Origin of the sequence: Providencia sp. PROV033, assembly GCF_028484855.1 — a bacterium.
In the GTDB taxonomy this organism is placed as follows: Bacteria; Pseudomonadota; Gammaproteobacteria; order Enterobacterales; family Enterobacteriaceae; genus Providencia; species Providencia alcalifaciens.
This window is the reverse complement of the sequence record NZ_JAMPSW010000058.1, coordinates 1-24,874: the sequence shown is the minus strand read 5'-3', so window position 1 is coordinate 24,874 and position 24,874 is coordinate 1. Positions and strand designations below refer to the sequence as shown.

At 43.3% G+C, this 24,874-nt stretch carries 44 protein-coding genes; 7 read left to right on the top strand and 37 right to left on the bottom strand.

The features are described 5' to 3' along the window. Positions 1-271 precede the first annotated feature (271 nt). The gene (locus tag PSF16_RS11400) at positions 272-817 is read left to right on the top strand and encodes a gamma carbonic anhydrase family protein (protein ID WP_006663533.1); all 546 of its coding nucleotides are present in this window, start codon (positions 272-274) and stop codon (positions 815-817) included. On the opposite strand, the gene PSF16_RS11395 is transcribed toward PSF16_RS11400, so the two are convergent. From PSF16_RS11395 to dprA, 5 genes are read right to left on the bottom strand one after another with little or no spacing between them, the layout of a single operon-like run. Further along, positions 793-1,053, bottom strand: coding sequence for a DUF1488 domain-containing protein (locus tag PSF16_RS11395; RefSeq protein WP_006657039.1), 261 nt, complete (start codon positions 1,051-1,053; stop codon positions 793-795). The two genes, PSF16_RS11400 and PSF16_RS11395, sit on opposite strands and share 25 nt — an antisense overlap. Further along, on the bottom strand, positions 1,050-1,868 hold the full coding sequence (gene aroE, locus PSF16_RS11390; RefSeq protein WP_036963161.1) for a shikimate dehydrogenase: 819 nt from the start codon (positions 1,866-1,868) through the stop codon (positions 1,050-1,052). The genes PSF16_RS11395 and aroE overlap by 4 nt, the downstream gene beginning before the upstream one ends. Positions 1,869-1,874: 6 nt before the next feature. Then, positions 1,875-2,444 (bottom strand): L-threonylcarbamoyladenylate synthase type 1 TsaC, encoded by a 570-nt coding sequence (tsaC, locus tag PSF16_RS11385; protein WP_006657037.1) that lies wholly within the window; start codon positions 2,442-2,444, stop codon positions 1,875-1,877. A gap of 12 nt (positions 2,445-2,456) precedes the next feature. Beyond that, the gene (locus PSF16_RS11380; RefSeq protein ID WP_272689269.1) at positions 2,457-2,996 is read right to left on the bottom strand and encodes a DNA topoisomerase family protein; all 540 of its coding nucleotides are present in this window, start codon (positions 2,994-2,996) and stop codon (positions 2,457-2,459) included. A gap of 33 nt (positions 2,997-3,029) precedes the next feature. Next, positions 3,030-4,109, bottom strand: coding sequence for a DNA-processing protein DprA (dprA, locus tag PSF16_RS11375; RefSeq protein WP_272689268.1), 1,080 nt, complete (start codon positions 4,107-4,109; stop codon positions 3,030-3,032). A 132-nt stretch (positions 4,110-4,241) separates the two neighbouring features. Between dprA and def the strand changes: the two genes are divergently transcribed. The 5 genes from def (at position 4,242) to mscL (ending at position 9,042) form a co-directional block, all read left to right on the top strand. Further along, entirely contained in the window at positions 4,242-4,763 is a 522-nt protein-coding gene (def, locus tag PSF16_RS11370; protein ID WP_006657034.1) for a peptide deformylase, read from the top strand. 32 nt (positions 4,764-4,795) lie between these two features. Beyond that, positions 4,796-5,743, top strand: coding sequence for a methionyl-tRNA formyltransferase (gene fmt, locus PSF16_RS11365; protein WP_272689267.1), 948 nt, complete (start codon positions 4,796-4,798; stop codon positions 5,741-5,743). 73 nt (positions 5,744-5,816) lie between these two features. Continuing rightward, a complete protein-coding gene (gene rsmB / locus PSF16_RS11360; protein WP_272689266.1) occupies positions 5,817-7,103 on the top strand; it encodes a 16S rRNA (cytosine(967)-C(5))-methyltransferase RsmB in 1,287 nt (428 codons plus the stop codon). Between the two features lie 33 nt (positions 7,104-7,136). Further along, positions 7,137-8,513, top strand: a complete 1,377-nt coding sequence (gene trkA / locus PSF16_RS11355; protein WP_006657031.1) for a Trk system potassium transporter TrkA — start codon at positions 7,137-7,139, stop codon at positions 8,511-8,513. A 115-nt stretch (positions 8,514-8,628) separates the two neighbouring features. Further along, positions 8,629-9,042, top strand: a complete 414-nt coding sequence (gene mscL, locus PSF16_RS11350; RefSeq protein ID WP_006657030.1) for a large-conductance mechanosensitive channel protein MscL — start codon at positions 8,629-8,631, stop codon at positions 9,040-9,042. On the opposite strand, the gene PSF16_RS11345 is transcribed toward mscL, so the two are convergent. From PSF16_RS11345 to bfd, 32 genes are all read right to left on the bottom strand, one after another. After that, positions 9,043-9,243 (bottom strand): alternative ribosome-rescue factor A, encoded by a 201-nt coding sequence (locus PSF16_RS11345; protein WP_036963168.1) that lies wholly within the window; start codon positions 9,241-9,243, stop codon positions 9,043-9,045. 26 nt (positions 9,244-9,269) lie between these two features. After that, entirely contained in the window at positions 9,270-9,686 is a 417-nt protein-coding gene (gene zntR / locus PSF16_RS11340; protein ID WP_006663526.1) for a Zn(2+)-responsive transcriptional regulator, read from the bottom strand. 137 nt (positions 9,687-9,823) lie between these two features. Further along, the gene (gene rplQ / locus PSF16_RS11335) at positions 9,824-10,210 is read right to left on the bottom strand and encodes a 50S ribosomal protein L17 (RefSeq protein ID WP_006663525.1); all 387 of its coding nucleotides are present in this window, start codon (positions 10,208-10,210) and stop codon (positions 9,824-9,826) included. Positions 10,211-10,247: 37 nt separating this feature from the next. After that, positions 10,248-11,237 carry a DNA-directed RNA polymerase subunit alpha gene (locus PSF16_RS11330; protein WP_004907150.1) on the bottom strand — a complete coding sequence of 330 codons (990 nt, stop codon included), beginning with the start codon at positions 11,235-11,237 and terminating at the stop codon, positions 10,248-10,250. Between the two features lie 25 nt (positions 11,238-11,262). Then, positions 11,263-11,883 (bottom strand): 30S ribosomal protein S4, encoded by a 621-nt coding sequence (rpsD, locus tag PSF16_RS11325; protein WP_004265487.1) that lies wholly within the window; start codon positions 11,881-11,883, stop codon positions 11,263-11,265. A 37-nt stretch (positions 11,884-11,920) separates the two neighbouring features. Continuing rightward, complete coding sequence (gene rpsK / locus PSF16_RS11320; RefSeq protein ID WP_006657026.1) at positions 11,921-12,310, bottom strand: 30S ribosomal protein S11; 390 nt, start codon at positions 12,308-12,310, stop codon at positions 11,921-11,923. A gap of 16 nt (positions 12,311-12,326) precedes the next feature. Further along, a complete protein-coding gene (gene rpsM, locus PSF16_RS11315) occupies positions 12,327-12,683 on the bottom strand; it encodes a 30S ribosomal protein S13 (protein ID WP_004907144.1) in 357 nt (118 codons plus the stop codon). Positions 12,684-12,827: 144 nt separating this feature from the next. Further along, positions 12,828-12,944, bottom strand: a complete 117-nt coding sequence (gene rpmJ, locus PSF16_RS11310; protein WP_004265484.1) for a 50S ribosomal protein L36 — start codon at positions 12,942-12,944, stop codon at positions 12,828-12,830. A gap of 45 nt (positions 12,945-12,989) precedes the next feature. Then, on the bottom strand, positions 12,990-14,315 hold the full coding sequence (gene secY / locus PSF16_RS11305; RefSeq protein ID WP_006657025.1) for a preprotein translocase subunit SecY: 1,326 nt from the start codon (positions 14,313-14,315) through the stop codon (positions 12,990-12,992). Between the two features lie 7 nt (positions 14,316-14,322). Beyond that, positions 14,323-14,757, bottom strand: a complete 435-nt coding sequence (gene rplO, locus PSF16_RS11300; protein WP_006657024.1) for a 50S ribosomal protein L15 — start codon at positions 14,755-14,757, stop codon at positions 14,323-14,325. 3 nt (positions 14,758-14,760) lie between these two features. Next, the gene (gene rpmD / locus PSF16_RS11295) at positions 14,761-14,940 is read right to left on the bottom strand and encodes a 50S ribosomal protein L30 (protein WP_006657023.1); all 180 of its coding nucleotides are present in this window, start codon (positions 14,938-14,940) and stop codon (positions 14,761-14,763) included. 6 nt (positions 14,941-14,946) lie between these two features. Continuing rightward, a complete protein-coding gene (gene rpsE / locus PSF16_RS11290) occupies positions 14,947-15,447 on the bottom strand; it encodes a 30S ribosomal protein S5 (protein WP_006657022.1) in 501 nt (166 codons plus the stop codon). 14 nt (positions 15,448-15,461) lie between these two features. Further along, positions 15,462-15,815: a 50S ribosomal protein L18 gene (rplR, locus tag PSF16_RS11285; RefSeq protein WP_006657021.1), complete on the bottom strand. Its 354-nt coding sequence runs from the start codon at positions 15,813-15,815 to the stop codon at positions 15,462-15,464. A 9-nt stretch (positions 15,816-15,824) separates the two neighbouring features. Further along, positions 15,825-16,358, bottom strand: a complete 534-nt coding sequence (gene rplF / locus PSF16_RS11280; protein ID WP_006657020.1) for a 50S ribosomal protein L6 — start codon at positions 16,356-16,358, stop codon at positions 15,825-15,827. A gap of 14 nt (positions 16,359-16,372) precedes the next feature. Beyond that, positions 16,373-16,765, bottom strand: a complete 393-nt coding sequence (rpsH, locus tag PSF16_RS11275; RefSeq protein WP_004907134.1) for a 30S ribosomal protein S8 — start codon at positions 16,763-16,765, stop codon at positions 16,373-16,375. Between the two features lie 34 nt (positions 16,766-16,799). Further along, positions 16,800-17,105: a 30S ribosomal protein S14 gene (rpsN, locus tag PSF16_RS11270; protein ID WP_004265458.1), complete on the bottom strand. Its 306-nt coding sequence runs from the start codon at positions 17,103-17,105 to the stop codon at positions 16,800-16,802. A gap of 12 nt (positions 17,106-17,117) precedes the next feature. Further along, positions 17,118-17,657 carry a 50S ribosomal protein L5 gene (gene rplE / locus PSF16_RS11265; RefSeq protein ID WP_272689265.1) on the bottom strand — a complete coding sequence of 180 codons (540 nt, stop codon included), beginning with the start codon at positions 17,655-17,657 and terminating at the stop codon, positions 17,118-17,120. Between the two features lie 15 nt (positions 17,658-17,672). Next, positions 17,673-17,987, bottom strand: a complete 315-nt coding sequence (rplX, locus tag PSF16_RS11260; RefSeq protein ID WP_004265452.1) for a 50S ribosomal protein L24 — start codon at positions 17,985-17,987, stop codon at positions 17,673-17,675. Positions 17,988-17,997: 10 nt separating this feature from the next. Further along, positions 17,998-18,369 (bottom strand): 50S ribosomal protein L14, encoded by a 372-nt coding sequence (rplN, locus tag PSF16_RS11255; RefSeq protein ID WP_004265449.1) that lies wholly within the window; start codon positions 18,367-18,369, stop codon positions 17,998-18,000. A 176-nt stretch (positions 18,370-18,545) separates the two neighbouring features. Continuing rightward, a complete protein-coding gene (rpsQ, locus tag PSF16_RS11250; RefSeq protein ID WP_006657018.1) occupies positions 18,546-18,800 on the bottom strand; it encodes a 30S ribosomal protein S17 in 255 nt (84 codons plus the stop codon). Continuing rightward, the gene (gene rpmC / locus PSF16_RS11245; protein ID WP_006657017.1) at positions 18,800-18,991 is read right to left on the bottom strand and encodes a 50S ribosomal protein L29; all 192 of its coding nucleotides are present in this window, start codon (positions 18,989-18,991) and stop codon (positions 18,800-18,802) included. Before rpmC ends, rpsQ begins: the two co-directional genes overlap by 1 nt. Beyond that, the gene (gene rplP / locus PSF16_RS11240; RefSeq protein WP_004926449.1) at positions 18,991-19,401 is read right to left on the bottom strand and encodes a 50S ribosomal protein L16; all 411 of its coding nucleotides are present in this window, start codon (positions 19,399-19,401) and stop codon (positions 18,991-18,993) included. The genes rpmC and rplP overlap by 1 nt, the downstream gene beginning before the upstream one ends. 11 nt (positions 19,402-19,412) lie before the next feature. Next, on the bottom strand, positions 19,413-20,114 hold the full coding sequence (gene rpsC / locus PSF16_RS11235; protein WP_004907131.1) for a 30S ribosomal protein S3: 702 nt from the start codon (positions 20,112-20,114) through the stop codon (positions 19,413-19,415). Positions 20,115-20,131: 17 nt separating this feature from the next. Further along, complete coding sequence (gene rplV, locus PSF16_RS11230; RefSeq protein WP_004265430.1) at positions 20,132-20,464, bottom strand: 50S ribosomal protein L22; 333 nt, start codon at positions 20,462-20,464, stop codon at positions 20,132-20,134. Between the two features lie 15 nt (positions 20,465-20,479). Continuing rightward, positions 20,480-20,758, bottom strand: a complete 279-nt coding sequence (gene rpsS, locus PSF16_RS11225) for a 30S ribosomal protein S19 (protein WP_004265426.1) — start codon at positions 20,756-20,758, stop codon at positions 20,480-20,482. Positions 20,759-20,772: 14 nt separating this feature from the next. Beyond that, positions 20,773-21,597 carry a 50S ribosomal protein L2 gene (rplB, locus tag PSF16_RS11220; RefSeq protein WP_006657016.1) on the bottom strand — a complete coding sequence of 275 codons (825 nt, stop codon included), beginning with the start codon at positions 21,595-21,597 and terminating at the stop codon, positions 20,773-20,775. Positions 21,598-21,616: 19 nt separating this feature from the next. Then, positions 21,617-21,919 carry a 50S ribosomal protein L23 gene (rplW, locus tag PSF16_RS11215; RefSeq protein WP_006657015.1) on the bottom strand — a complete coding sequence of 101 codons (303 nt, stop codon included), beginning with the start codon at positions 21,917-21,919 and terminating at the stop codon, positions 21,617-21,619. Then, on the bottom strand, positions 21,916-22,521 hold the full coding sequence (rplD, locus tag PSF16_RS11210; protein WP_006657014.1) for a 50S ribosomal protein L4: 606 nt from the start codon (positions 22,519-22,521) through the stop codon (positions 21,916-21,918). The genes rplW and rplD overlap by 4 nt, the downstream gene beginning before the upstream one ends. Before the next feature lie 16 nt (positions 22,522-22,537). After that, the gene (gene rplC, locus PSF16_RS11205; protein WP_006657013.1) at positions 22,538-23,167 is read right to left on the bottom strand and encodes a 50S ribosomal protein L3; all 630 of its coding nucleotides are present in this window, start codon (positions 23,165-23,167) and stop codon (positions 22,538-22,540) included. 32 nt (positions 23,168-23,199) lie between these two features. Beyond that, on the bottom strand, positions 23,200-23,511 hold the full coding sequence (gene rpsJ, locus PSF16_RS11200; RefSeq protein WP_001181005.1) for a 30S ribosomal protein S10: 312 nt from the start codon (positions 23,509-23,511) through the stop codon (positions 23,200-23,202). A gap of 315 nt (positions 23,512-23,826) precedes the next feature. Next, positions 23,827-24,300, bottom strand: coding sequence for a bacterioferritin (bfr, locus tag PSF16_RS11195; RefSeq protein ID WP_006657012.1), 474 nt, complete (start codon positions 24,298-24,300; stop codon positions 23,827-23,829). Between the two features lie 121 nt (positions 24,301-24,421). Then, positions 24,422-24,622 (bottom strand): bacterioferritin-associated ferredoxin, encoded by a 201-nt coding sequence (gene bfd / locus PSF16_RS11190; RefSeq protein ID WP_154601248.1) that lies wholly within the window; start codon positions 24,620-24,622, stop codon positions 24,422-24,424. 38 nt (positions 24,623-24,660) lie between these two features. Here bfd and PSF16_RS11185 point away from each other — a divergent pair. Further along, the coding region (locus tag PSF16_RS11185) for a hypothetical protein (RefSeq protein ID WP_272689264.1) at positions 24,661-24,874 on the top strand (214 nt) is incomplete at its 3' end.

Sequence of the window (24,874 nt, the reverse complement as noted above, 5' to 3'; positions counted from 1 at the left end):
TGGGGCTTCGAGGTTTTCTTCGAGCCGGTTTGTCGTGACAACGGATGCGCATTATAGGGAGCTCGAAAAATTACACAACCTTTTTTTTTAAAAAAAACATCGTTTGCAGATAATTTCGACATTATGCTTTTTTTATTATCATTATGGTGATAAAAGCACCTATTTTTACCGTATAATCTGCTTATTATTATCTTCTCTTAATTATTTGATTCTTAATTAAGAACCTATCTATAGTTACCTTTATATCCATTTACGTTTTATGGCTACGAATATGAACTCATTCTTAAGACCTTATTTAGATACCTTTCCCTCTGTTGCTTCAAATGTTTTTATTGATCCGTCTTCTGTTGTCATTGGTGATGTTCGATTAGCCGAAGATGTAAGTATCTGGCCACTGTCGGTACTGCGAGGTGATGTGAATTATATATCTATAGGTGCACGGACAAATATTCAAGATGGATCAGTTCTGCATGTCACGCATAAATCTACCAATAACCCAGATGGTAATCCATTAATCATTGGCGAAGATGTCACTGTTGGGCATAAAGTAATGCTGCATGGATGTACCATCGGCAACCGTGTTCTTGTAGGCATGGGATCAGTTGTGATCGATGGTGCAGTTATTGAAGATGATGTTGTGGTTGGGGCTAATAGTCTTGTGACACAAGGAAAACGGTTGGAATCTGGCTATTTATACATGGGAAGCCCAGCTAAAGCGATTAGGAAACTTACTGAGGCTGAGCTGAGCCACTTACGCTACTCAGCCAATAACTATGTTGAATGGAAAAATAATTATTTATCATCCAGCAATTCATAAAAACCATTCTCATGATCGAGACCTTGCTCAATCAAGGTCTCGAACTCTTCTTCTATATCCCAACGATTATGTTGAAAAAGTGCTAAAGGCTTTTCATCTTGACCATAACGCTGATTAAGCAAAGCTTGTGAAATAACACACTCGGCAAGCAACCCGTTAACTAAAACTGGAAAGCGTACTTTATTGATCGTTGAATCCCATTCTTCCCTGTCTGGAAATTGGATCGCCTGATTCATGATTCAAGCTCCTTCTGTAAGGCTTTTAATACTGGGTCTATATCGGGAGTGATTCCATGCCAAAGTTTAAATGCGAATGCCGCTTGCCCAACGAGCATTCCTAGTCCATCAGCTAATTTAGTCACTTGATTTTGCTTAGCAAATAAAAGAAATGGTGTTAAGCCTCTCTGATAAAACATGTCATAACATGCTACCTGAGCAGAAAATAGATTATGGCTAATTTTAGGGATATCTCCAGTCACACCAGAAGAAGTACCATTAATGATTAGATCAAACTCTGCTGAAATGACCTGCTCCATAGGCTTACTTTGAATCTTTCCAAGTGAAGAAAACTGATGCGCTAAAGATTCTGCTTTCTCAAACGTTCGGTTAGTCAGTGTAATATCACAGCCATATTCAAGTAGAGGCAATAAAGCCCCTCGGGTTGCTCCACCAGCACCAATGATCAAAATTTTGCATGAAGGCGATACGAACCCAAGGCGCTGTAAATCCAGTAATAACCCTACACCATCAGTATTGTCACCCAGTAAGCGATGATTATCGAGTTTTCTGATCGTATTCACCGCACCACAGATTTGTGCTCTATCAGTTAACTCTGAAACGAATTTAAAAGCTCTTTCTTTAAAGGGTAATGTAATGTTTGCTCCCTCCCCTCCCTTTTCAAAGAAATCGGTCAAGTGCATTTCGAAATCCTCGACAGGAGCAAGTATTTTCTGGTATTCAAGTTCAATCCCCGTCTGCTTCGCAAACATCTGATGTATTAACGGTGATTTACTGTGTTGAATTGGATTACCAAAAACCGCAAACATTCCCATTAATCATTATCCTTTACGATAGAGTTGCCCTGTCATGGCATCTCGAATTTCTGATGGATTTAATCTTCCACCGACATCACCATCAAGAACAGGGACAGTATCTTTAAACTGCGCAATCACTTCTTCCGTTGTTCTGCAAGGCTCTAAGCCGCTCAAATTTGCACTTGTTGACACAATAGGTTTGCCGTATTGACTACAAAGCGCTTTGACTAGCTCGTGATTTGTGACTCGAACAGCTAAAGTATCAAATTGACCTGTTAACCATTTTGGTGTCGTTTTCTTTGCGGGGATAACCCAAGTGACGGGACCAGGCCAAGTGGCAAACATCGCTTGACGTTGCTGTTCATTCAGCTGGCTATCATCAACGTAATTTTTGAGTTGTTCATAATTATCGGCAATCAAAATTAACCCTTTTTCCCAAGGGCGCTGTTTCAAGGCGAGTAATTGATTTACCGCGATTTCACTATCCGGATCACAACCTAAACCAAAAACAGCCTCTGTTGGATATGCGATAACATGTTGTTGTTTCAATGCTTTAATAATATTTTTAATTGCAGGTGTAGATTGATTTTGCATAGTTTTAACTCATTATTCTTCTTGTAACTTACCGCAGCGTTTGCTGGCACAAAACAATCTTACTCCCTGTGAGACCCTTTTTTCCATAAGTAATGGATAATCACAAGATAGGCATCTCCCTATGACAGGCTTATTATTGAGAATAAACTGACAGTTAGGATAGTTATCACATGCATAGAAAGTTTTACCGAAGCGGGATTTTCTTTGCAACAGATTTCCTGTTTGACATTGTGGACAAGGGATCTTCGTTTCATCTGGCTTATCGATAAGCTCTGTATGTTCGCATTCAGGATAATAAGTACATCCGATAAACATTCCAAAGCGCCCTTGCTTTAATACCAAGTCATGCCCACATTTAGGACAACTTTGACCTTCTAATATTTTAACAACATGAGTCTCAGCTGTTGGTCGCAATGGCTTAATATAATGACATTGCGGATATCCAGAGCAAGCAAGGAAAGGTCCATGAACTCCGTTACGAATAACAAGTAACGAGTTACATTCAGGACAATACTCGTTTTTATCTGTATCAAAAGGCAATTGCTTCGACATGTTTTTGTTTAATCCACTCTATATATTCAACAACTAGCTTACTTTTATATATCCACCAGCAGCTGATGAGATTACCCCGTTAATTTCCAATTCAGTTAACACCGAAATGATTTGCGTAATAGGTAACTGTAATTGAGCTGCAATAATATCCACAGGGGTTGATTGATATCCCACCATACCTAAAATTCGACTTTCTGTCAGGTTTAACTCTGTTGCCGTAGACGCATCTACCTCTAACTCTGGCTGTATCCAATTCAACGAGCATTCCAAATGCATTAATATGTCATCCGGTTCTGTGAGTAGACATGCACCTTGCTGTATTAACCAATGATTTCCGCTGAATGCCGGGTTACCTAACGGAGCTGGTAGCGTAAATACCTCTCTATTTTGCTCAATTGCATATCGCGCTGTAATCAGCGAACCACTTTTCATTCCAGCTTCTATCACTACAACAGCTTTACTTAGCCCGCTAATAATGCGATTTCGCCTAGGAAACTGCTTTGGTAATGGTGGTGTATCAGGAAAATATTCCGAAACCAATACGCCTTCATGCCTAATTCGCTCAGCTAAATCCGCGTGTTGCTTCGGATAAATATGTGCTAACCCACTCCCTAGTACCGCGACTGTTTTCCCTTGATTTTCTAGTGCGACTCGGTGACCAATACCATCAATTCCTAATGCTAAACCACTGGTAATCGTCAAGCCATGGTCGATAAATTTTTTAATAAATAATTCTGCCCATTTCTTACCATATTCAGTTACTTGGCGGCTTCCTATAACGGCTAGCTGCCGTTCCGATAATAACTCACTGTTTCCTGAGATAAAAAGTGCCAAGGGTGGATTATAAATCTGCTTTAATAAAAAAGGGTATTGCTCATCTAAAAATGTAATTATTTGATTTTCTTTGCTTTCAAGCCATCTAAACGTACGTTCAATTCGCGTTAAAGAGACATTTAAGAATTGCAGTCGTTGAATTTCATTCAGCCCACACGCTTTTAAAACCGTATGATTTATTTTATTCGATTGTTTTAAAAGGGATATTGTCGTTTGTATTGTTTTTATACTGATTCGATTTACTTGTAAAAGCCTTAACCATATTTCCAGCTCATTCATATTGTCTTCCTGACTGATAAGTTGGCACATTCGGAAATGAACAAATCATAACCAATACTGTCAATATGACCGATAAATGTCTAGAATAGGCAGTAATAACCTTTCAAATTTTGGAAACTACTCGAAAAATTTATGTCAGTCTTAAACGTGTTACATTATCCAGACGAGCGCCTTCGCACCGTTGCAAAACCAGTTGAAAAAGTTGATGCATCTATACAACGTATTATTGATGATATGTTCGATACGATGTATGACGAGGAAGGCATTGGTCTCGCTGCAACGCAAGTGGATATCCACCAGCGCATCATTGTTATTGACGTTTCTGAGTCACGTAATGAACGACTTGTACTCATCAATCCAGAGCTTCTTAATAAAGAAGGTGAAACAGGTATAGAAGAAGGTTGTCTTTCTGTCCCTGAGCAGCATGGATTTGTGCCAAGAGCAGAAAAAGTGAAAGTTCGCGCTCTTAACTACAATGGCGACGCATTTGAGCTTGAAGCTGATGGTCTACTCGCTATTTGTATTCAACATGAAATGGATCACTTAGTTGGAAAACTGTTTGTTGACTATTTATCTCCTTTAAAGCGCCAACGTATTCGTCAGAAAGTAGAAAAATTAGATCGACTCAGAGCTAAAGAAGCTAAAAATCATTAATTTGATTTTATAAATATACTTGGGAATAGATCGTGTCAGAACCATTAAGAATTATTTTTGCAGGTACGCCTGATTTCGCAGCTAAACATTTAGCTGCATTATTAGAAACCAAACATCACGTTGTTGGCGTATTAACTCGTCACGATAAACCCGCAGGAAGAGGCAAAAAGCTAACGCCTAGCCCTGTGAAAATTCTTGCCGAAGAACATGGAATACCGGTTTTTCAGCCTACGACCTTACGTGAACCAGACAATCAGCAATGGATCAAAAACCAAAATGCAGATCTGATGATTGTTGTAGCTTACGGGTTAATCCTGCCGCAAGCTGTCCTAGATATCCCCCGATTGGGTTGCTTAAATGTCCATGGCTCATTACTACCTCGTTGGCGAGGAGCTGCACCAATTCAGAGATCAATTTGGGCCGGTGACCAAGAAACGGGTGTCACCATAATGCAAATGGATGCAGGTCTTGATACTGGGGACATGCTGTATAAAGCGACTTGCCCAATTACGAGTGAAGATACTAGCGCTACCTTGTATGATAAATTGGCAATTACTGGTCCCAAGGCACTTATTCACACGGTTGATTTACTTTCTTCTGGTCAATGCTCACCAGAAAAACAAGATGATTCACTCGCCAATTACGCTGAAAAACTATCCAAAGATGAAGCGCGAATTGATTGGCAGCAATCAGCAGTGCAGATTGAACGTTGCATTCGTGCTTTTAACCCTTGGCCAATGAGTTATTTCATCGTTCAAGAGCAGCTAATTAAAGTATGGCAGGCGGAAGTTATTGCCCAAGGACATAATCAACGCCCTGGCATGATCATCAGTGCCGACAAAAAAGGTATCAGCGTTGCAACTGGAAATGGGATATTAAATATTACCCAGCTACAGCCCCCAGGTAAAAAAGCGATGAGTGCGCAAGATATCCTTAACTCCCGCCGAGAATGGTTCACTCCACAACAATTACTAGACTAATATATTAGTAGCATTATTTGTAAATGATAAAGCAGATAATGCTATTTAAGTAACTAATAGACTCATTTTCATTATGAAAAACAAATATAATTTGCGTAGTATCGCAGCGACCGCCATTAGTCAGGTTTTAGATAACGGACAATCATTAAGTACCGTTTTACCTGACTTACAACGTAATATTAATGATAAAGATAAAGCACTACTTCAAGAGATTTGCTTCGGTGTTTTACGTTATTTACCAAAGCTAGAATGGTTTATCAGCCAGCTTATGGAAAAACCTTTAACCGGTAAGCAAAGAACATTGCATTACCTCATCATGGTCGGGATCTATCAATTACTCTATACACGTATCCCTGCACATGCGGCTTTAGCAGAAACCGTTGATGGTGCAGTTGCATTAAAGCGCCCTCAATTAAAAGGTCTCATTAATGGAGTATTGCGATCCTTTTTACGTCAACAAGTCCAGCTAGAAGAGCGAAATACAAATAATAATAGCCAATATTTACATCCAAGCTGGCTATTAAAGCGAATTCAAACCGCCTACCCTGAGACATGGCAAAATATTGTTGATGCTAATAATCAACGTCCACCAATGTGGTTAAGAGTCAATTCTCAACACCACACCGCTGAGCAATACTTAGCATTACTCGAACAAGCAGACATTACTGCATATTTACACCCGTCGCATCCAAGTGCAATTCGCTTAGAAGAAGCCACATCAGTGACACGTCTACCCGGTTTTGAGGATGGTTGGTCAACGGTTCAAGATGTTTCGGCACAAGGCTGCGCTGAGCTTTTATCGCCTATCAATGGCGAAAATATTCTTGATTTATGTGCAGCTCCAGGCGGAAAAACAACGCATATCTTAGAACTTGCACCAAAAGCCCATGTACTTGCTATAGATATTGATAATGCACGACTCAAGCGAGTGAAAGAAAATCTGCAAAGATTGAAACAACACGCTACTGTTATTCAAGGGGATGGCACGAAGCCTGAAGAATGGGCGAAAGATCAGCTATTTGATCGTATCTTGCTTGATGCGCCTTGTTCAGCAACGGGAGTTATTAGACGTCATCCCGATATTAAATGGCTAAGACGCGATTCAGATATTCAGGAGCTATCTCAATTACAGGCTCAAATATTAGAAGCTGTGTGGTCTTATTTAAAACCTGGCGGTACGCTCGTTTATGCCACGTGCTCCATCATGCCTGAAGAAAATAGCCAGCAGATTAAACATTTTCTTTCCAAACATGTAGATGCTCGCATAAATGATGGCACTGAATTAGGATTGCAAATATTACCAAGCGCCACTGGAGGCGATGGTTTCTTTTATGCCCGCTTACTCAAACAAGCACAATAGTATTCAATAGAGACTCTGAAATAGGAAGATGCTATGAAGATCATTATTCTAGGTGCAGGGCAAGTAGGCGGTACTCTCGCTGAAAATTTAGTAGATGAAAATAACGATATTACCGTTGTTGATACCAATGCCGATCGCTTGCGTCAGCTGCAAGATCAATTCGATCTTCGTGTAGTGAATGGTCATGGCTCTCACCCACGAGTTCTGCGAGATGCAGGTGCAGAAGATGCTGATATGTTAGTTGCTGTGACTAACTCAGATGAAACCAACATGGTTGCCTGCCAAATTGCCTATAGCCTCTTTAATACGCCAAATAAAATTGCACGTATTCGCGCAACTGAGTATATCCGAGAGGCTGACAAGCTTTTTTTAGCCGAACAAATTCCCATTGATTACCTCATTTCGCCAGAACAGCTAGTTATTGAATATATCTACAAGCTCATACAGTATCCAGGAGCTCTACAAGTCGTCAATTTTGCTGAAGGCAAAGTCAGCATCGTTGCCGTAAAAGCCTATTATGGCGGTTCACTAGTAGGTAATGCTTTATCTAGCTTACGTGAGCATATGCCACACATTGATACCCGTGTTGTCGCTATATTTCGTCAAGACAGACCGATTCGCCCTCAAGGTTCCACAATTATTGAAGCTGGCGATGAAGTCTTTTTCGTTGCCTCAACCCAACATATTCGAGCTGTGATGAGTGAGCTCCAACGATTAGAAAAACCATACAAACGTTTAATGATCGTTGGTGGTGGTAATGTAGGCGCCGGCTTGGCCAAACGCCTTGAAAAAGACTATAGCGTTAAACTCATTGAACGCAATCAAGAGAGAGCAACTGAGTTAGCAGAGTTACTCCATGACACGATTGTTTTTTATGGTGATGCCTCTGACCAAGAGCTATTGACTGAAGAGCATATCGAACAAATGGATGTATTCATTGCTCTCACTAATGATGACGAAGCAAACATAATGTCGGCGATGCTGGCAAAAAAAATGGGTGCCAAAAAAGCCATGGTATTAATTCAGCGATCCGCTTATGTTGAATTAGTTCAAGGTGGTGTCATCGATATTGCAGTCTCTCCACAACAAGCAACAATCTCAGCATTACTTGGACATGTAAGAAAAGCAGATATTGTCAGTGTTTCATCATTACGCCGAGGTGTTGCTGAAGCTATTGAGGCGATCGCCCATGGAGATGAAAATACTTCAAAAGTTGTTGGTAAAAAAATCTCAGAAATTAAACTTCCGCCAGGAACAATCATTGGTGCGATAGTCAGAGAGGAAGAGGTCATTATTGCTAGCGATTACAATATTATCGAGCAAGGTGACCATGTCATTATGTTTATTACAGATAAAAAATATGTTCCGGATGTGGAAAAATTATTCCAACCTAGTCCGTTCTTTTTATAATTATCTAAAATAAATAGTAAAAATTTGCAGGTTAATAATTCTAGATACTATAATTTTGATATGTGCATATACACGTTTAGTTATCTAGTTAATAAATTAAGGGAAGGGGTCATCCATGAGTTTTTTAAAAGAGTTCCGCGAATTCGCCATGAAAGGCAACGTGGTAGATATGGCAGTCGGTATTATTATTGGTGCCGCATTTGGTAAGATTGTTTCTTCATTAGTTGCCGATGTGATCATGCCCCCACTCGGTCTAATTATTGGTGGTGTAGATTTCAAGCAATTTAGTCTTGTACTTCGAGAAGCTCAGGGAGACATTCCTGCGGTTGTCATGAATTATGGGATGTTTATACAAACTATTTTTGATTTTGTTATTGTTGCATTTGCTATTTTTATGGCAATAAAAGTAATGAATAAAGTACGCCGTGAAAAAGAAGAAGCAGCACCAGCAGAACCTGCAGCGCCATCAACAGAAGAAGTTTTACTATCAGAGATCCGTGATTTACTAAAAGAACAAAATAAGAAATAACTAAAAGGCCAGTGGTAATAAGTTAATTAACCAATTACCACTGGCCTCCCAGTTACCCGCCTTACTATTTTTACCCTTCCTTGTATAACTTCCTTTCCCTTTTTTATTCTTTTCAACTCGCTGACGAAATAGTGGATCATGTAATAGTGCCTCAATGGCATTATCTTTAATTTCACCGCGCTTATGCTGATATTTATTCATAATTTACCTTCATAGTTGATTTTTAATTAATAAATCTTTGATGCACCTTTCTCCAAGATTTCCATAATAGAGCAGTATGTCGATGCATGCTCATCACCACAACACGCTGAACTCAATGTTTTTAAAGAATCTCGCATAATGATTAGCTCTTGGATCTTCTTTTCTACTTCAATAAGTCTGATATCGACAATATTCTTAGATTCTTGGCAGGTGTGATGTTCAGGATCAACACGGATCGATAATAACTCCGTAATTGCTTCAAGAGTAAATCCTAACTTCTTCGCGTAACGAATAAACCGTAAGCGCTGTAGATCTTGCTCCGTGAACAACCGATAGCCGCCCTCCGTTCTCGTTTTGTGTCCCATCAGCCCCTGCTTTTCATAAAAACGGATTGTATCGGGAGTCACATCTGCAAGTTTAGCTATTTGACCAATCTTATACATGCTCATTCATCTATACCTATAAATTTGGATAGAAAACAAAAAATTCAAGAATAGAAAAGAATTAATTTGGAGGGGGTAGAATAGCAGGTACAAAAAAACCGGGCAATACACCCGGTTTTCTTGAAAGCAATTACAGATTACTCTGCAGCTGCTTCTTGAGACTCAGCAGCACGGTCAACAAGCTCGATGTAAGCCATCGGAGCGTTGTCACCTGCGCGGAAGCCACACTTAAGAATACGAGTGTAACCACCTGCGCGAGCTGCGAAACGAGGTCCCAGTTCATTAAACAGTTTTGCAACGATCTCGTTATCACGAGTACGTGCGAATGCCAGACGACGATTAGCTACGCTATCGGTCTTGGCAAGAGTAATCAGCGGCTCAACGACGCGACGCAGTTCTTTCGCTTTAGGCAGAGTCGTCTTGATGATTTCATGACGAACTAAAGAACCTGCCATGTTACGGAACATAGCTTGGCGGTGGCTGCTGTTGCGGTTCAATTGACGACCACTCTTACGATGGCGCATGACCTTATCCTTCTCAGTAAAACCTTAACCTGTGATCCTAATCATCAGCAATACTTGCTGGTGGCCAATTTTCTAAGCGCATGCCCAGAGAAAGACCACGAGATGCCAATACGTCCTTAATTTCAGTAAGAGATTTCTTACCAAGGTTAGGCGTTTTGAGCAACTCAACTTCTGTACGCTGTACCAGGTCACCGATGTAGTGGATAGCTTCTGCTTTGAGGCAGTTAGCAGAGCGGACAGTCAATTCCAGATCGTCAACTGGGCGCAGTAAGATAGGATCGAATTCTGGTTTCTCTTCTTTAACTTCTGGTTGACGTACATCACGTAAATCAACAAAAGCTTCAAGCTGTTCAGCCAGAATGGTAGCTGCACGGCGAATCGCCTCTTCAGGATCGATTGTACCGTTAGTTTCCATTTCAATTACTAACTTATCCAAGTCAGTACGCTGCTCAACACGAGCTGCTTCAACATTGTAGGCAATACGCTCTACAGGGCTATAGCAAGCATCGACTAACAGACGACCGATTGGGCGCTCATCTTCTTCCGAATGAACTCGGGCAGAAGCCGGCACATAACCACGACCACGCTGGACTTTAATACGCATATTTATAGACGCGCTTTCGTCAGTGAGGTGGCAGATAACATGCTGTGGCTTGACGATTTCGACATCACCATCATGGATGATGTCGGCTGCAGTCACAGGGCCAATGCCAGATTTATTCAAGGTTAAAATAACTTCATCTTTCCCCTGAACTTTTACCGCCAGCCCTTTCAGGTTGAGGAGAATCTCCAGGATATCTTCCTGTACACCTTCTTTGGTGCTGTACTCATGCAGTACACCATCAATCTCAACCTCTGTCACCGCACAACCCGGCATAGACGAAAGCAGAATACGGCGCAGTGCGTTACCTAGAGTGTGGCCAAAGCCGCGCTCTAAAGGCTCAAGGGTCACCTTAGCGTGCGTCGAACTCACTTGCTCGATATCTACCAGGCGCGGTTTTAGAAACTCTGTCACAGAACCCTGCATTGTGTCCTCTCTTTGGTGCTAAGCTTTACTTAGAGTAAAGCTCGACGATCAGGTGTTCGTTAATGTCCGCAGACAAGTCAGTACGTTCAGGAATACGTTTGAACACACCTTCCATTTTAGCAGCATCAACTTCCAGCCAAGTTGGCTTCTCACGCTGTTCAGCCAGCTCTAAAGCAGCCTTGATACGAGACTGTTTTTTAGCTTTCTCACGAACGCTGATAACGTCATTCGGGGAAACCTGATAAGAAGCGATATTAACTACACGACCATTTACCATGATAGCTTTGTGGCTAACCATTTGACGTGCTTCCGCGCGAGTTGCGCCAAAGCCCATACGGTAAACGACGTTATCTAAACGACCTTCTAGCAGGGTCAGCAGGTTTTCACCTGTGTTGCCTTTCAGGCGAGTTGCTTCTTTGTAATAGTTACGGAATTGACGTTCCAGAACACCGTAAATACGACGAACTTTTTGTTTTTCACGTAACTGAACACCGTAGTCAGACAGACGCGGTTTACGCGCACCGTGCTGGCCAGGTGCCTGTTCTAATTTACACTTGGTGTCAATCGCGCGAACACCAGACTTCAGGAAGAGGTCTGTTCCTTCGCGACGGCTCAGCTTGAGCTTAGGACCCAAATATCTAGCCATTTTCTTTCTCCAACAGTCCTAAAAAAAACGAAACGTATTAAACGCGACGTTTTTTCGGTGGGCGACAACCGTTATGAGGGATAGGAGTCACATCAGTAATATTAGTGATGCGGAAACCAGCGGCGTTCAGAGCACGAATTGTTGATTCGCGACCCGGACCCGGTCCCTTAACCATAACTTCCAGGTTTTTGATTCCGTATTCTTTCACAGATTCTGCGCAACGCTCTGCTGCAACCTGAGCTGCGAACGGAGTAGATTTACGAGAACCACGGAAACCGGAACCACCGGCAGTTGCCCAACCTAATGCGTTACCCTGACGGTCAGTAATTGTAACGATTGTGTTGTTGAAAGAAGCATGGATATGAGCCACACCGTCTGAGACTTGTTTTCTTACACGCTTACGTGCACGAATTGGTGCTTTTGCCATTATTCAATACCCCGACTTATTTCTTGATCGGCTTACGCGGACCCTTACGGGTACGAGCGTTAGTCTTAGTACGCTGTCCGCGCACAGGAAGACCACGACGATGACGTAAACCACGGTAACATCCAAGGTCCATCAGACGCTTGATGCTCAGGGTAATTTCACGACGTAAGTCACCTTCTACAACGTATTTAGCAACTTCGTCACGCAGCTTGTCGATTTGTTCTTCAGACAGCTCACTGATCTTAACATTTTCAGCAATACCAGTTGCTTCACAGATAGCCTGTGAACGAGTTTTGCCGATGCCGAAAATCGATGTTAAAGCGATTACGGTATGTTTATGATCAGGAATGTTAATGCCTGCTATACGGGCCACTATGCACTCCTAAGTTAAAATATACATTACTGTGCTGAAAAGCCCGTTTTCAGGATACTCAAACAATAATGTATCTTAGATAAAAAGATTGGCTGGCTAATTTAGCCAGCTCAACCCAACTTTGCAAGAAAAAAATGCTTTTTCTTAGCCTTGACGTTGTTTATGTCTTGGCTCAACACTGCAAATCACACGAACGCTACCATTGCGACGGATAATTTTGCAGTTACGGCATAATTTCTTGACGGAAGCACGAACTTTCATTTTTACTCTCCGTAACTTCTAAGCAAACCATAACCACTCGCGTGATTATTTACCTTTTAGATTTGCTTTCTTCAATGCAGACTCATACTGACTTGACATCATCAGAGTTTGCACTTGAGCCATAAAGTCCATGATAACGACAACCACGATTAAGAGGGAAGTACCACCAAAGTAAAAAGGTACTTTCATTGCGTCACGCATGAACTCCGGGATTAGGCAGATAAAGGTAATATAAAGAGCACCGACTAATGTTAATCGTGTCATTACCTTATCGATGTACTTGGCCGTTTGCTCTCCCGGACGAATTCCTGGTACAAATGCACCGGACTTCTTCAGGTTATCTGCTGTTTCTCTTGGATTGAAAACCAACGCAGTATAAAAGAAACAGAAGAAGATGATCGCAGAGGCATAAAGCAACACATATAACGGTTGTCCCGGCTGTAAGTACATAGATACTGTAGTCAACCAGTCCCAACCAGTTCCATCACCAAACCAAGACGCTATTGTACCCGGGAATAGTATGATACTGGAAGCAAAAATTGCAGGAATTACACCCGCCATATTCACTTTTAACGGTAAATGTGTACTTTGTGCAGCGTAGACACGGCGTCCTTGTTGACGTTTAGCGTAGTTTACGACGATACGGCGTTGACCACGTTCCATAAATACAACAAAGAAAGTTACCGCGAATACTAATACCGCAACCAACAGCAACAGGAGGAAGTGCAGATCGCCTTGCCGAGCTTGCTCGATGGTATGGCCAATAGCCGGCGGTAGACCCGCAACAATACCAGCGAAGATAATGATAGAAATACCGTTACCGATACCTCTTTCAGTTATCTGCTCACCTAACCACATAAGGAACATAGTCCCTGTGACTAAGCTAACAACTGCCGTGAAGTAGAATGGGAGACCCGGATCAAGAACTAATCCTTGCATCCCTGGCATATTCGGTAGACCCATTGCAATACCAATAGATTGGAATATTGCTAATACCAGAGTACCCCAGCGAGTATATTGGCTTATCTTCCGACGACCTGCTTCTCCTTCCTTCTTAATCTCTGCTAATCGTGGATTAACCACTGATAATAACTGGACAATGATCGATGCCGAAATATACGGCATGATACCCAGAGCAAAGATAGAAGCACGGCTAAGAGCACCACCAGAGAACATGTTAAACATTTCAATGATGGTGCCTTGTTGCTGCTCGAGCAATTTGGCAAGCACAGTGGCATCAATACCAGGGATTGGAATAAAAGAACCAATTCGGAAAACAATTAGCGCCCCAATTACAAACAACAGTCTGCGTTTTAGTTCGCCAGCTCCACCTTTGGCACTTTGGAAATCTAATCCTGGTTGTTTAGCCATCTGTCACTTATTCCTCAATTTTACCGCCGGCAGCTTCGATTGCAGCGCGAGCACCTTTAGTAACACGAAGGCCACGTACAGTAACTGCACGATTCACTTCGCCAGATAAAATAACTTTTGCGTATTCAATCTGGATGTCAATAACGTTCGCGGCTTTCAGTGCGTTCAGATCAATAACATCGCCTTCAACGGAAGCAAAATCAGACAGACGGATTTCCGCAGTAATCATTGCTTTACGTGAAGTGAAACCGAATTTCGGTAAACGACGGTATAAAGGCATCTGGCCACCTTCGAAACCACGACGTACGCCACCGCCAGAACGAGACTTCTGACCTTTGTGACCACGGCCGCCGGTTTTACCCAGACCAGAACCGATACCACGACCTACGCGTTTAGGCGCGTGCTTGGCACCTTCAGCCGGAGACAGAGTATTTAAACGCATCTCTTACTCCTCAACTTTAACCATGTAGGAAACCAAGTTGATCATACCACGAACAGCAGGAGTATCCTCGCGCTCTACTGTATGACCAATGCGACGCAGACCTAAACCGACCAGTGTTGCCTTATGTTTCGGCAGACGACCGATTGAACTGCGAACTTGTGTAATTTTAATAGTCTTAGCCATGGCTGATTACCCCAGAATTTCTTCGACGGATTTTCCACGCTTAGCTGCGACCATTTCTGGAGACTTCATGCTGTCTAAAGCATCCAGTGTTGCACGAACCACGTTGATTGGGTTTGTGGAACCATAGGTTTTAGCCAGTACGTTGCGAACTCCAGCTACCTCTAAAACAGCACGCATTGCACCACCGGCAATAATACCGGTACCTTCGTGAGCAGGTTGCATAAACACGCGAGAACCGGTGTGTGTACCTTTCACTGGGTGGAATAATGTGCCGTTGTTTAGAGCAACGGTTTTCATACTGCGACGGGCTTTTTCCATCGCTTTCTGGATTGCTGCCGGAACTTCGCGCGCTTTGCCGTAACCAAAACCAACGCGACCGTTACCATCACCAACTACAGTCAGTGCGGTAAAGCTGAAAATACGGCCACCTTTAACGGTTTTAGCTACGCGGTTTACCGCGATCAGCTTTTCCTGCAGTTCGCCAGCTTGTTTTTCGATGTGAGACATCTTACACCTCTACCTTAGAACTGAAGGCCAGCTTCACGGGCAGCATCTGCCAGTGCCTGGACTCTACCATGATATTGGAAACCAGAACGGTCAAAAGCAACAACAGTGATGCCTTTTTCCAGTGCGCGTTCAGCTACTAATTTACCAACTGCTGCTGCTGCGTCTTTGTTTCCAGTAAACTTAACTTGTTCATTGATAGCTTTTTCTGTAGTAGAAGCGGCAACCAATGTTTCAGAACCGTTTGGTGCGATAACCTGCGCATAAATATGGCGTGGAGTACGATGTACCACCAGGCGAGTCGCACCCAATTCTTGGATCTTACGGCGTGCGCGGGTCGCACGACGGATACGAGCTGCTTTCTTATCCATAGTGTTACCTTACTTCTTCTTAGCCTCTTTGGTACGCACGATTTCATCGGCGTAACGAACACCTTTACCTTTATAAGGCTCAGGACGACGGTAAGCACGCAGTTCTGCTGCAACTTGACCAATCACTTGCTTATCCGCACCTTTCAGTACGATTTCAGTTTGTGTTGGGCATTCAGCAGTAATGCCTGCTGGCAGTGCGTGTTCAACCGGATGCGAGAAACCTAAAGACAAGCTTACTGCATTGCCTTTGATTGCTGCACGGTAACCAACACCGACCAGTTGAAGTTTTTTAGTGAAGCCTTCGGTAACACCGATAACCATAGCATTCAGCAGAGAGCGAGAAGTACCCGCTTGTGCCCATGCATCTGCAAAACCTTCGCGTGGAGCGAAAGTTAAGTGGCCATCTTCATGTTTAACTTCAACTGCATTATGGATAGTACGAGTAAGCTCGCCGTTTTTACCCTTGATCGAAATAACCTGACCGTTGAGTTTTACCTCTACGCCGGCAGGAATGACGACGGGTGCTTTTGCCACACGAGACATTCTTTCCTCCCGAATTAAGCTACGTAGCAGAGAATCTCGCCACCAAGACCAGCTTGGCGAGCTGCACGATCAGTCATGACACCTTTAGAGGTAGAAACAACAGCGATACCTAAGCCAGCCATAACTTGTGGCAGCTCATCTTTTTTCTTATAGATGCGCAGACTTGGGCGGCTTACACGCTGGATACTTTCTACGACAGCCTTACCTTGGAAATAACGTAAAGTCAGTTCCAATTCTGGCTTGATGTCGCCTTCAATTTTAAAATCTTCAATATAACCTTCTTCCTTCAGCACTTTGGCAATCGCCACTTTCAGCTTGGAGGAAGGCATGGTGACCGCAACTTTATTCGCGGCCTGACCGTTACGGATACGGGTCAGCATATCCGCGATGGGATCTTGCATGCTCATCTGTCTTTACTCCCGTGATTCAATATGGTGACAATTACCAACTAGCCTTTTTAAGACCCGGGATTTCACCGCGCATAGCGGCTTCACGGACTTTAATACGGCTCAGACCAAATTTCCGCAGGAAACCATGCGGACGCCCAGTTTGACGGCAGCGGTTACGCTGACGAGAAGGACTTGAATCACGTGGCAGTGTTTGCAGCTTGAGAACAGCGTCCCAGCGATCTTCATCAGATGCTTTAACATCAGAGATGATAGCTTTCAGTTCTACGCGTTTTGCGAAGAATTTCTCAGCTAATTTAGCACGCTTAACATCACGCGCTTTCATAGATTTCTTAGCCATGAGTAACCTGCCTTACTTGCGGAACGGGAAGTTGAACGCTGCTAACAGTGCGCGACCTTCATCATCAGATTTCGCAGTAGTGGTGATAGTAATATCTAAACCACGTACACGATCCACTTTATCGTAATCGATTTCAGGGAAGATGATTTGTTCACGTACACCCATGCTGTAGTTACCGCGACCATCGAAAGACTTAGCGGACAAGCCACGGAAGTCACGAATACGTGGTACAGCAATAGAAATCAGACGCTCAAGGAACGCCCACATGCGTTCGCCACGCAGAGTTACTTTACAGCCGATTGGATAGCCCTGACGGATTTTGAAGCCTGCAACAGATTTGCGTGCTTTGGTGATCAATGGTTTTTGACCAGAGATTGCTGTTAAGTCAGCTGCTGCATTATCCAGCAGTTTTTTATCAGCGATCGCTTCACCAACACCCATATTCAGGGTGATCTTCTCGACCCGAGGGACTTGCATGACAGAAGTGTAGTTAAACTCAGTCATGAGTTTATTAACTACTTCGTCTTTATAGTAATCATGCAGTTTCGCCATCGTATACTCCAAAAATTACTTGATAGTTTCACTGTTAGATTTGAAGAAACGGACTTTTTTGCCGTCTTCGAATCTAAAGCCTACACGGTCAGCCTTGCCAGTTGCCGCGTTAAAGATTGCAACGTTAGAAACTTGAATAGCCGCTTCTTTTTCAACGATGCCACCTGGTTGGTTCAGAGCCGGAACTGGCTTCTGATGTTTTTTAACCAGATTGATACCTTCAACGATAACTTTACTAGAAGAAATAACCTGCTTTACTTTACCGCGCTTACCTTTGTCTTTCCCAGTTAGCACGATAACTTCGTCATCACGACGGATTTTCGCTGCCATAGTTCGCTCCTTAGAGTACTTCAGGTGCCAGAGAGATAATTTTCATAAACTTCTCATTACGAAGTTCACGAGTTACCGGCCCAAAAATACGCGTACCGATTACTTGCTCGCTATTATTGTTTAATAACACACAAGCATTACCATCGAAGCGAATGACAGAACCGTCAGGGCGACGTACACCCTTCTTGGTGCGCACCACTACCGCTTTCAGGACATCACCCTTTTTAACTTTACCGCGTGGAATTGCTTCTTTAACGGTAATTTTAATGATGTCGCCTACATGTGCATAGCGACGGTGCGAGCCACCTAGAACCTTGATACACATTACGCGACGTGCACCGGAGTTGTCGGCCACGTTCAGCATAGTCTGTTCTTGGATCATTTTAGTGCTCCGCTAAATGTCAACTACTACTGAGCCACCTCATTATGAAGAGGCCGTTCAAATATACCCATACTACGAGGGCGCGGCATTATAACACCACATCTTCGTGTTGGACAGGAAAAAATAAACGGCTCGATCAAAAAGAGCCGTTTATTCATCACGAAAAATCTATTCTATTACAGAACAGCTTTTTCTACAACGCGAACTAAGGCCCAAGACTTAGTCTTAGACAGTGGACGAGTTTCGCGGATTTCTACCACGTCACCAATTCCACATTCATTGTTCTCGTCATGTACGTGCAATTTAGTCGTACGACGGATGAATTTACCATACAGAGGGTGTTTCACCATACGCTCGATAGCAACAACAATAGATTTCTCCATTTTGTCACTAACTACACGACCTTGCAGAGTACGGATTTTATCGTTCATTACGCACCTGCCTTCTCAGTCAGTAAAGTCTTCACGCGTGCGATATCACGACGCACTTGTTTCATTAGATGAGACTGTTGCAGCTGACCACTCGCAGCCTGCATACGTAAGTTAAATTGCTCACGTAACAGGTTTAAAAGTTCAGCGTTCAGCTCTTCTACGCTTTTTTCGCGCAGCTCTTGTGCTTTCATTACATCACCGTCTTAGTTACAAAGGTGGTTTTGATAGGCAGTTTCGCTGCTGCCAGAGAGAATGCTTCACGAGCCAGCTCTTCAGGCACACCGTCCATTTCATACAGGACTTTACCAGGCTGAATTAAGGCAACCCAATATTCTACGTTACCTTTACCTTTACCCATACGAACTTCGAGTGGCTTTTCAGTGATTGGCTTGTCTGGGAATACACGAATCCAGATTTTACCTTGACGCTTAACAGCACGGGTCATAGCACGACGTGCCGCTTCGATCTGACGTGCAGTCAGACGACCACGGCCAACAGCTTTAAGACCGAAAGTGCCGAAGCTAACATCCGTACCTTGCGCCAGACCACGGTTGCGGCCTTTGTGCACCTTACGGAATTTTGTACGCTTTGGTTGTAACATAGCGACGCTCCTTACTTGCGGCCTTTACGCTGCTGCTTTTTAGGTTGAGCAGCTGGTTTCTCAGCTTGTTCAACTGCAGCCATACCACCCAGAATCTCACCTTTGAAGATCCATACCTTAACGCCGAGAACACCATAAGTGGTGTGCGCTTCTGAAGTGTTGTAATCGATATCAGCACGTAATGTGTGCAGTGGCACACGGCCTTCACGATACCACTCGGTACGAGCGATTTCAGCACCGCCTAAACGGCCACTGACTTCAACTTTGATACCTTTAGCGCCCAGACGCATTGCGTTCTGTACTGCACGCTTCATAGCACGACGGAACATAACACGACGTTCCAGCTGTGAAGAGATGCTGTCAGCAACTAATTTAGCGTCCAGTTCTGGTTTACGAACTTCGGCGATATTGATTTGCGCAGGAACACCAGCGATATCCGCTACTGTTTTACGCAGTTTTTCAACGTCTTCACCTTTCTTACCGATAACGATACCTGGGCGAGCAGTGTGAATTGTCACACGGATGCTTTTAGCAGGACGCTCGATTACGATGCGTGAAATTGACGCTTTTGCCAATTCTTTATTCAAGTACTGGCGTACTTTAAAGTCGCTGTCTAGGTTGTCAGCGAATTCATTAGTATTCGCATACCAAGTAGAGTTCCAAGGTTTGACAATACCCAGGCGAATACCATTAGGATGTACTTTCTGACCCATTGCTAGTCTCCAGAGTCTCAGCGATCGGACACAACCACAGTAATGTGGCTGGTGCGCTTAAGAATACGATCTGCACGGCCTTTCGCACGCGGCATGATGCGTTTCATAGTTGGACCTTCGTCTACGAAAATTTTCGCAACTTTCAGGTCATCAATGTCAGCGCCATCGTTTTGCTCTGCGTTAGCAATAGCAGATTCCAGTACTTTCTTCACTAAACCAGCAGCTTTCTTGTTGGTGTAGGTCAGAATTTCCAGAGCTTGCGACACTTTCTTACCGCGAATCAGGTCGGCTACTAAGCGAACCTTCTGGGCAGAAGAACGAGCGTGGCGATGCATAGCTAAAGTTTCCATCTCTTCCTCCTATCCTTAACGTTTCTTAGCTTTCTTATCTGCCGCGTGGCCGCGATAAGTGCGAGTCGGTGCGAATTCACCCAGTTTGTGACCAACCATTTCGTCGGTTACAAATACTGGAACATGCTGACGACCATTATGGACAGCGATGGTCAATCCGATCATATTAGGAAAGATCGTTGAACGACGGGACCAAGTCTTGAGAGGCTTCTTGTCTCCGCTTTCCACCGCTTTCTCTACCTTCTTCAGCAAGTGCAGGTCAATAAAAGGACCTTTCTTGAGAGAACGTGGCATGGCTTATCCTCTAATTATTTTTTAGAACGATGACGTACGATGAATTGATCAGTACGCTTGTTACTACGAGTTTTCTTACCTTTGGTCTGAACGCCCCATGGTGTTACTGGGTGTTTACCAAAGTTACGGCCTTCACCACCACCATGTGGATGGTCAACTGGGTTCATCGCAGTACCGCGAACGGTAGGGCGAATACCACGCCAGCGACTAGCACCAGCTTTACCGAGAACACGTAACATATGCTCAGCGTTACCAACTTCACCTAAGGTTGCACGGCAATCAGCTAAAACTTTACGCATTTCACCAGAACGCAGACGCAGGGTGACATAAGCACCATCACGAGCAACGATTTGAGCGTAAGTACCTGCTGAACGCGCTAACTGACCACCTTTACCTGGTTTCAGTTCAATGTTATGAACTGTAGAACCAACAGGGATGTTGCGCATTGGCAGTGCGTTACCAGCTTTGATAGCTGAATCAACGCCAGATTGAATCTGGTCACCAGCTTTCAGGCCTTTTGGCGCAAGAATATAACGACGTTCACCGTCTTTATATAGTACCAGTGCAATGTTCGCAGAACGGTTTGGATCATATTCCAAACGTTCAACAACTGCAGGGATACCGTCTTTGTTGCGTTTAAAGTCAACTAAACGATAATGCTGCTTATGGCCACCACCGATATGACGGGTAGTGATACGACCATTGTTGTTACGACCACCGGATTTGCTGTTTTTTTCTAACAGCGGAGCATAAGGTTTACCCTTATGCAGCTCAGGGTTAACCACTTTAACTACGTGGCGACGGCCCGGAGACGTAGGTTTACATTTAACAACTGCCATTGTTCTTTACTCCTCCGACTTACTCTGCGCCGCTAACGAAGTCCAGATTCTGGCCTTCCTTCAGCGTAACGTAAGCTTTTTTCCAGTCACTACGACGACCAGAACGCTGACCGTGGCGTTTAGTTTTGCCTTTAACCAGCAAAGTGTTAACACCTTCAACTTCAACTTCAAACAGTTTCTGTACAGCAGCTTTGATTTCTGCTTTAGTTGCGTCTTTTGCAACTTTGAGAACGATGGTGTTGCTTTTTTCCATCGCTGTAGAAGCTTTTTCAGATACATGCGGCGCGCGCAGTACTTGTAGCAGACGTTCTTCACGGATCATGCCAGCATCTCCTCAACTTGCTTCACAGCATCAGCAGTCATAACCACTTTGTCGAAAGCAATCAGGCTAACTGGATCGATACCTGCTGCATCACGAACGTCAACCTTGTACAGGTTACGTGCTGCTAAGAACAGATTTTCATCTAATTCAGCAGTGATGATCAGAACATCTTGCAGAGCCATATCTTTCAGTTTCTGTGCCAGCAGCTTAGTTTTAGGTGCTTCTACAGAGAACTTTTCGACAACGATCAGACGATCTTGACGTACCAATTCTGACAGGATGCTTTTTAGAGCACCGCGGTACATCTTCTTATTAACTTTTTGACTGTGGTCCTGTGGTTTAGCTGCGAAGCTAACACCACCAGAGCGCCAGATTGGGCTCTTGATTGAACCAGAACGTGCACGGCCTGTGCCTTTTTGACGCCATGGTTTTTTACCAGAACCAGAAACTTCAGCACGAGTTTTCTGAGCACGAGTACCTTGACGAGCACCAGCTGCATACGCAACAACTACTTGGTGAACAAGCGCTTCATTGAAATCACGCCCGAAGGTAGTTTCGGAAACAGTCAGCGCGCTTTGCGCGTCTTTCATTACCAATTCCATTCCTATCTCCTCGACGTTAAGCCTTGACAGCCGGTTTTACGATCAGGTTGCTACCAGTTGCTCCTGGAACAGCACCTTTGACCAGCAGCAGGTTGCGCTCAGCGTCAACACGTACTACATCTAAGCTTTGAACAGTTACACGTTCATTACCCAGTTGGCCTGCCATTTTCTTGCCTTTGAACACTTTGCCCGGAGTCTGGTTCTGACCGATAGAACCCGGAACACGGTGAGACAAGGAGTTACCGTGAGTAGCATCTTGAGTACGGAAATTCCAGCGCTTAACTGTGCCGGCAAAACCTTTACCTTTAGATGTACCAGTAACGTCGACTTTTTTAACGTCAGCGAAAATTTCAACGCTAATGCTTTGACCTACGTTAAACTCAGCACCTTCTTCAGTACGGAATTCACGTAGAATGCGGCCAGCTTCAACGCCAGCTTTAGCGAAATGACCTGCTTCAGGCTTAGTTACACGGTTAGCTTTTTTGCTACCAGTAGTAACCTGAATTGCATTGTAACCGTCAGTTTCTGCAGTTTTAACCTGAGTAACACGGTTATTTTCAATTTCGATAACAGTTACAGGGATAGAAACGCCATCTTCAGTGAAGATACGAGTCATACCTACTTTCTTACCGACTAAACCAATCATTGTTTCAACCTCTCAATCGTTCGACGACCTGATTAACCCAGGCTGATCTGCACGTCAACGCCGGCAGCCAGATCCAGACGCATCAGAGCATCAACGGTCTTCTCGGTTGGCTCAACGATGTCAACCAGACGTTTGTGAGTGCGAATTTCGTACTGATCACGCGCATCTTTGTTAACGTGCGGAGAAATCAGAACGGTAAAACGCTCTTTACGTGTCGGCAGCGGGATAGGACCACGTACTTGCGCACCAGTGCGCTTAGCAGTCTCTACGATTTCCGCAGTTGATTGATCGATTAAACGATGATCAAAAGCTTTCAGGCGGATACGGATTCTTTGGTTCTGCATGAGACCAGAGCTCCAACTATTTTATAAACGTAAATGATTACTCCTCGCACCCATTTCGATTGATAGGGGAGTGTAATCGTTCTTGATGTAACCCCCATATCGGGAGTATTGTCTAAATGAGCAACAAATCGTTGACTCAATACTGAGATTTCAGTCCTAAAATTTAGGGCTTACTCATCAGTAAGCCCGCGCATTATACGTAATTTATTGTGAAACGCAAGCAATCGGGGAAAATATGTGCGAATTTTCTGATGTGCAAATTTAGTCGATATAAAAAAGGCCCATGATTGGGCCTAATAAATTTTTGTCAAAAAACTACTCTTCGATAACTTGGGCTTGAAGATAATTTTGGATGCCTAAACGCTTAATCAATTCAAGTTGGGTTTCAATCCAGTCTATGTGATTTTCTTCATCTGCAAGAATTTCTATCATTAGATCTCGACTAACATAGTCATGAATTGAATCCGCATAGCTAATTGCATCTTTTAAATTCTTTGCGCCATCCAGTTCTAATTTCAAATCTGATACCAACATTTCTTCAACATCTTCTCCGATGTTGAGCTTGCCTAAATCTTGTAGGTTAGGGAGCCCTTCGAGAAATAGAATACGCTCAATATATTTATCAGCGTGTTTCATTTCATCAATCGATTCGTGGTATTCCATCTCATTGAGCTTAGTTAGTCCCCAATTTTTAAACATTCTGGCATGTAAAAAATATTGGTTGATCGCAACAAGCTCATTGCCCAGCAATTTATTCAAGTGGGCTATCATTTTTTTATCGCCTTTCATTTTTACCCTCCATCGCTTCCAGTCCTATAAGTGTAGTACTGAAATTGATGATATGAATAATATTTACACAGTAATCTGTGCAATGAAATTTGATCCTATGATGGAAGATGATTTGAAAGGGTTACGCGACGTGTTCTATACACTGCTCTTCTAGATGTAAAAGCTCTTCTTGTAAAATTTCTCGCGTTTGTCGGATACATTTTCCGCACTCACGCCCTACTGGCAAAATTTGACGTAGCCCTTTCAATGACGTGACTTGATATTTACACACCACGTTTCTGATTTGCTTATCCGTGACCGCTTCACAAAGGCATACATACATGATCATTTACCTGCACAAATTACATACAGTAAGTCTAAATGAAAACGATTAGCATTTCAATTATCATTGGTGGCAATATTCAAATAATCAATAAGAAATATGAATGGAAGTTAGGGATATATAAAAACAAAAAGGACGCCCTAAGACGCCCTTTTTTTGTGGTTCTTTCTTATTCAGAAAGAGCGGTATTATGCAATGATTCTTGCAACAACACCCGCACCTACAGTACGACCACCTTCACGGATTGCGAAA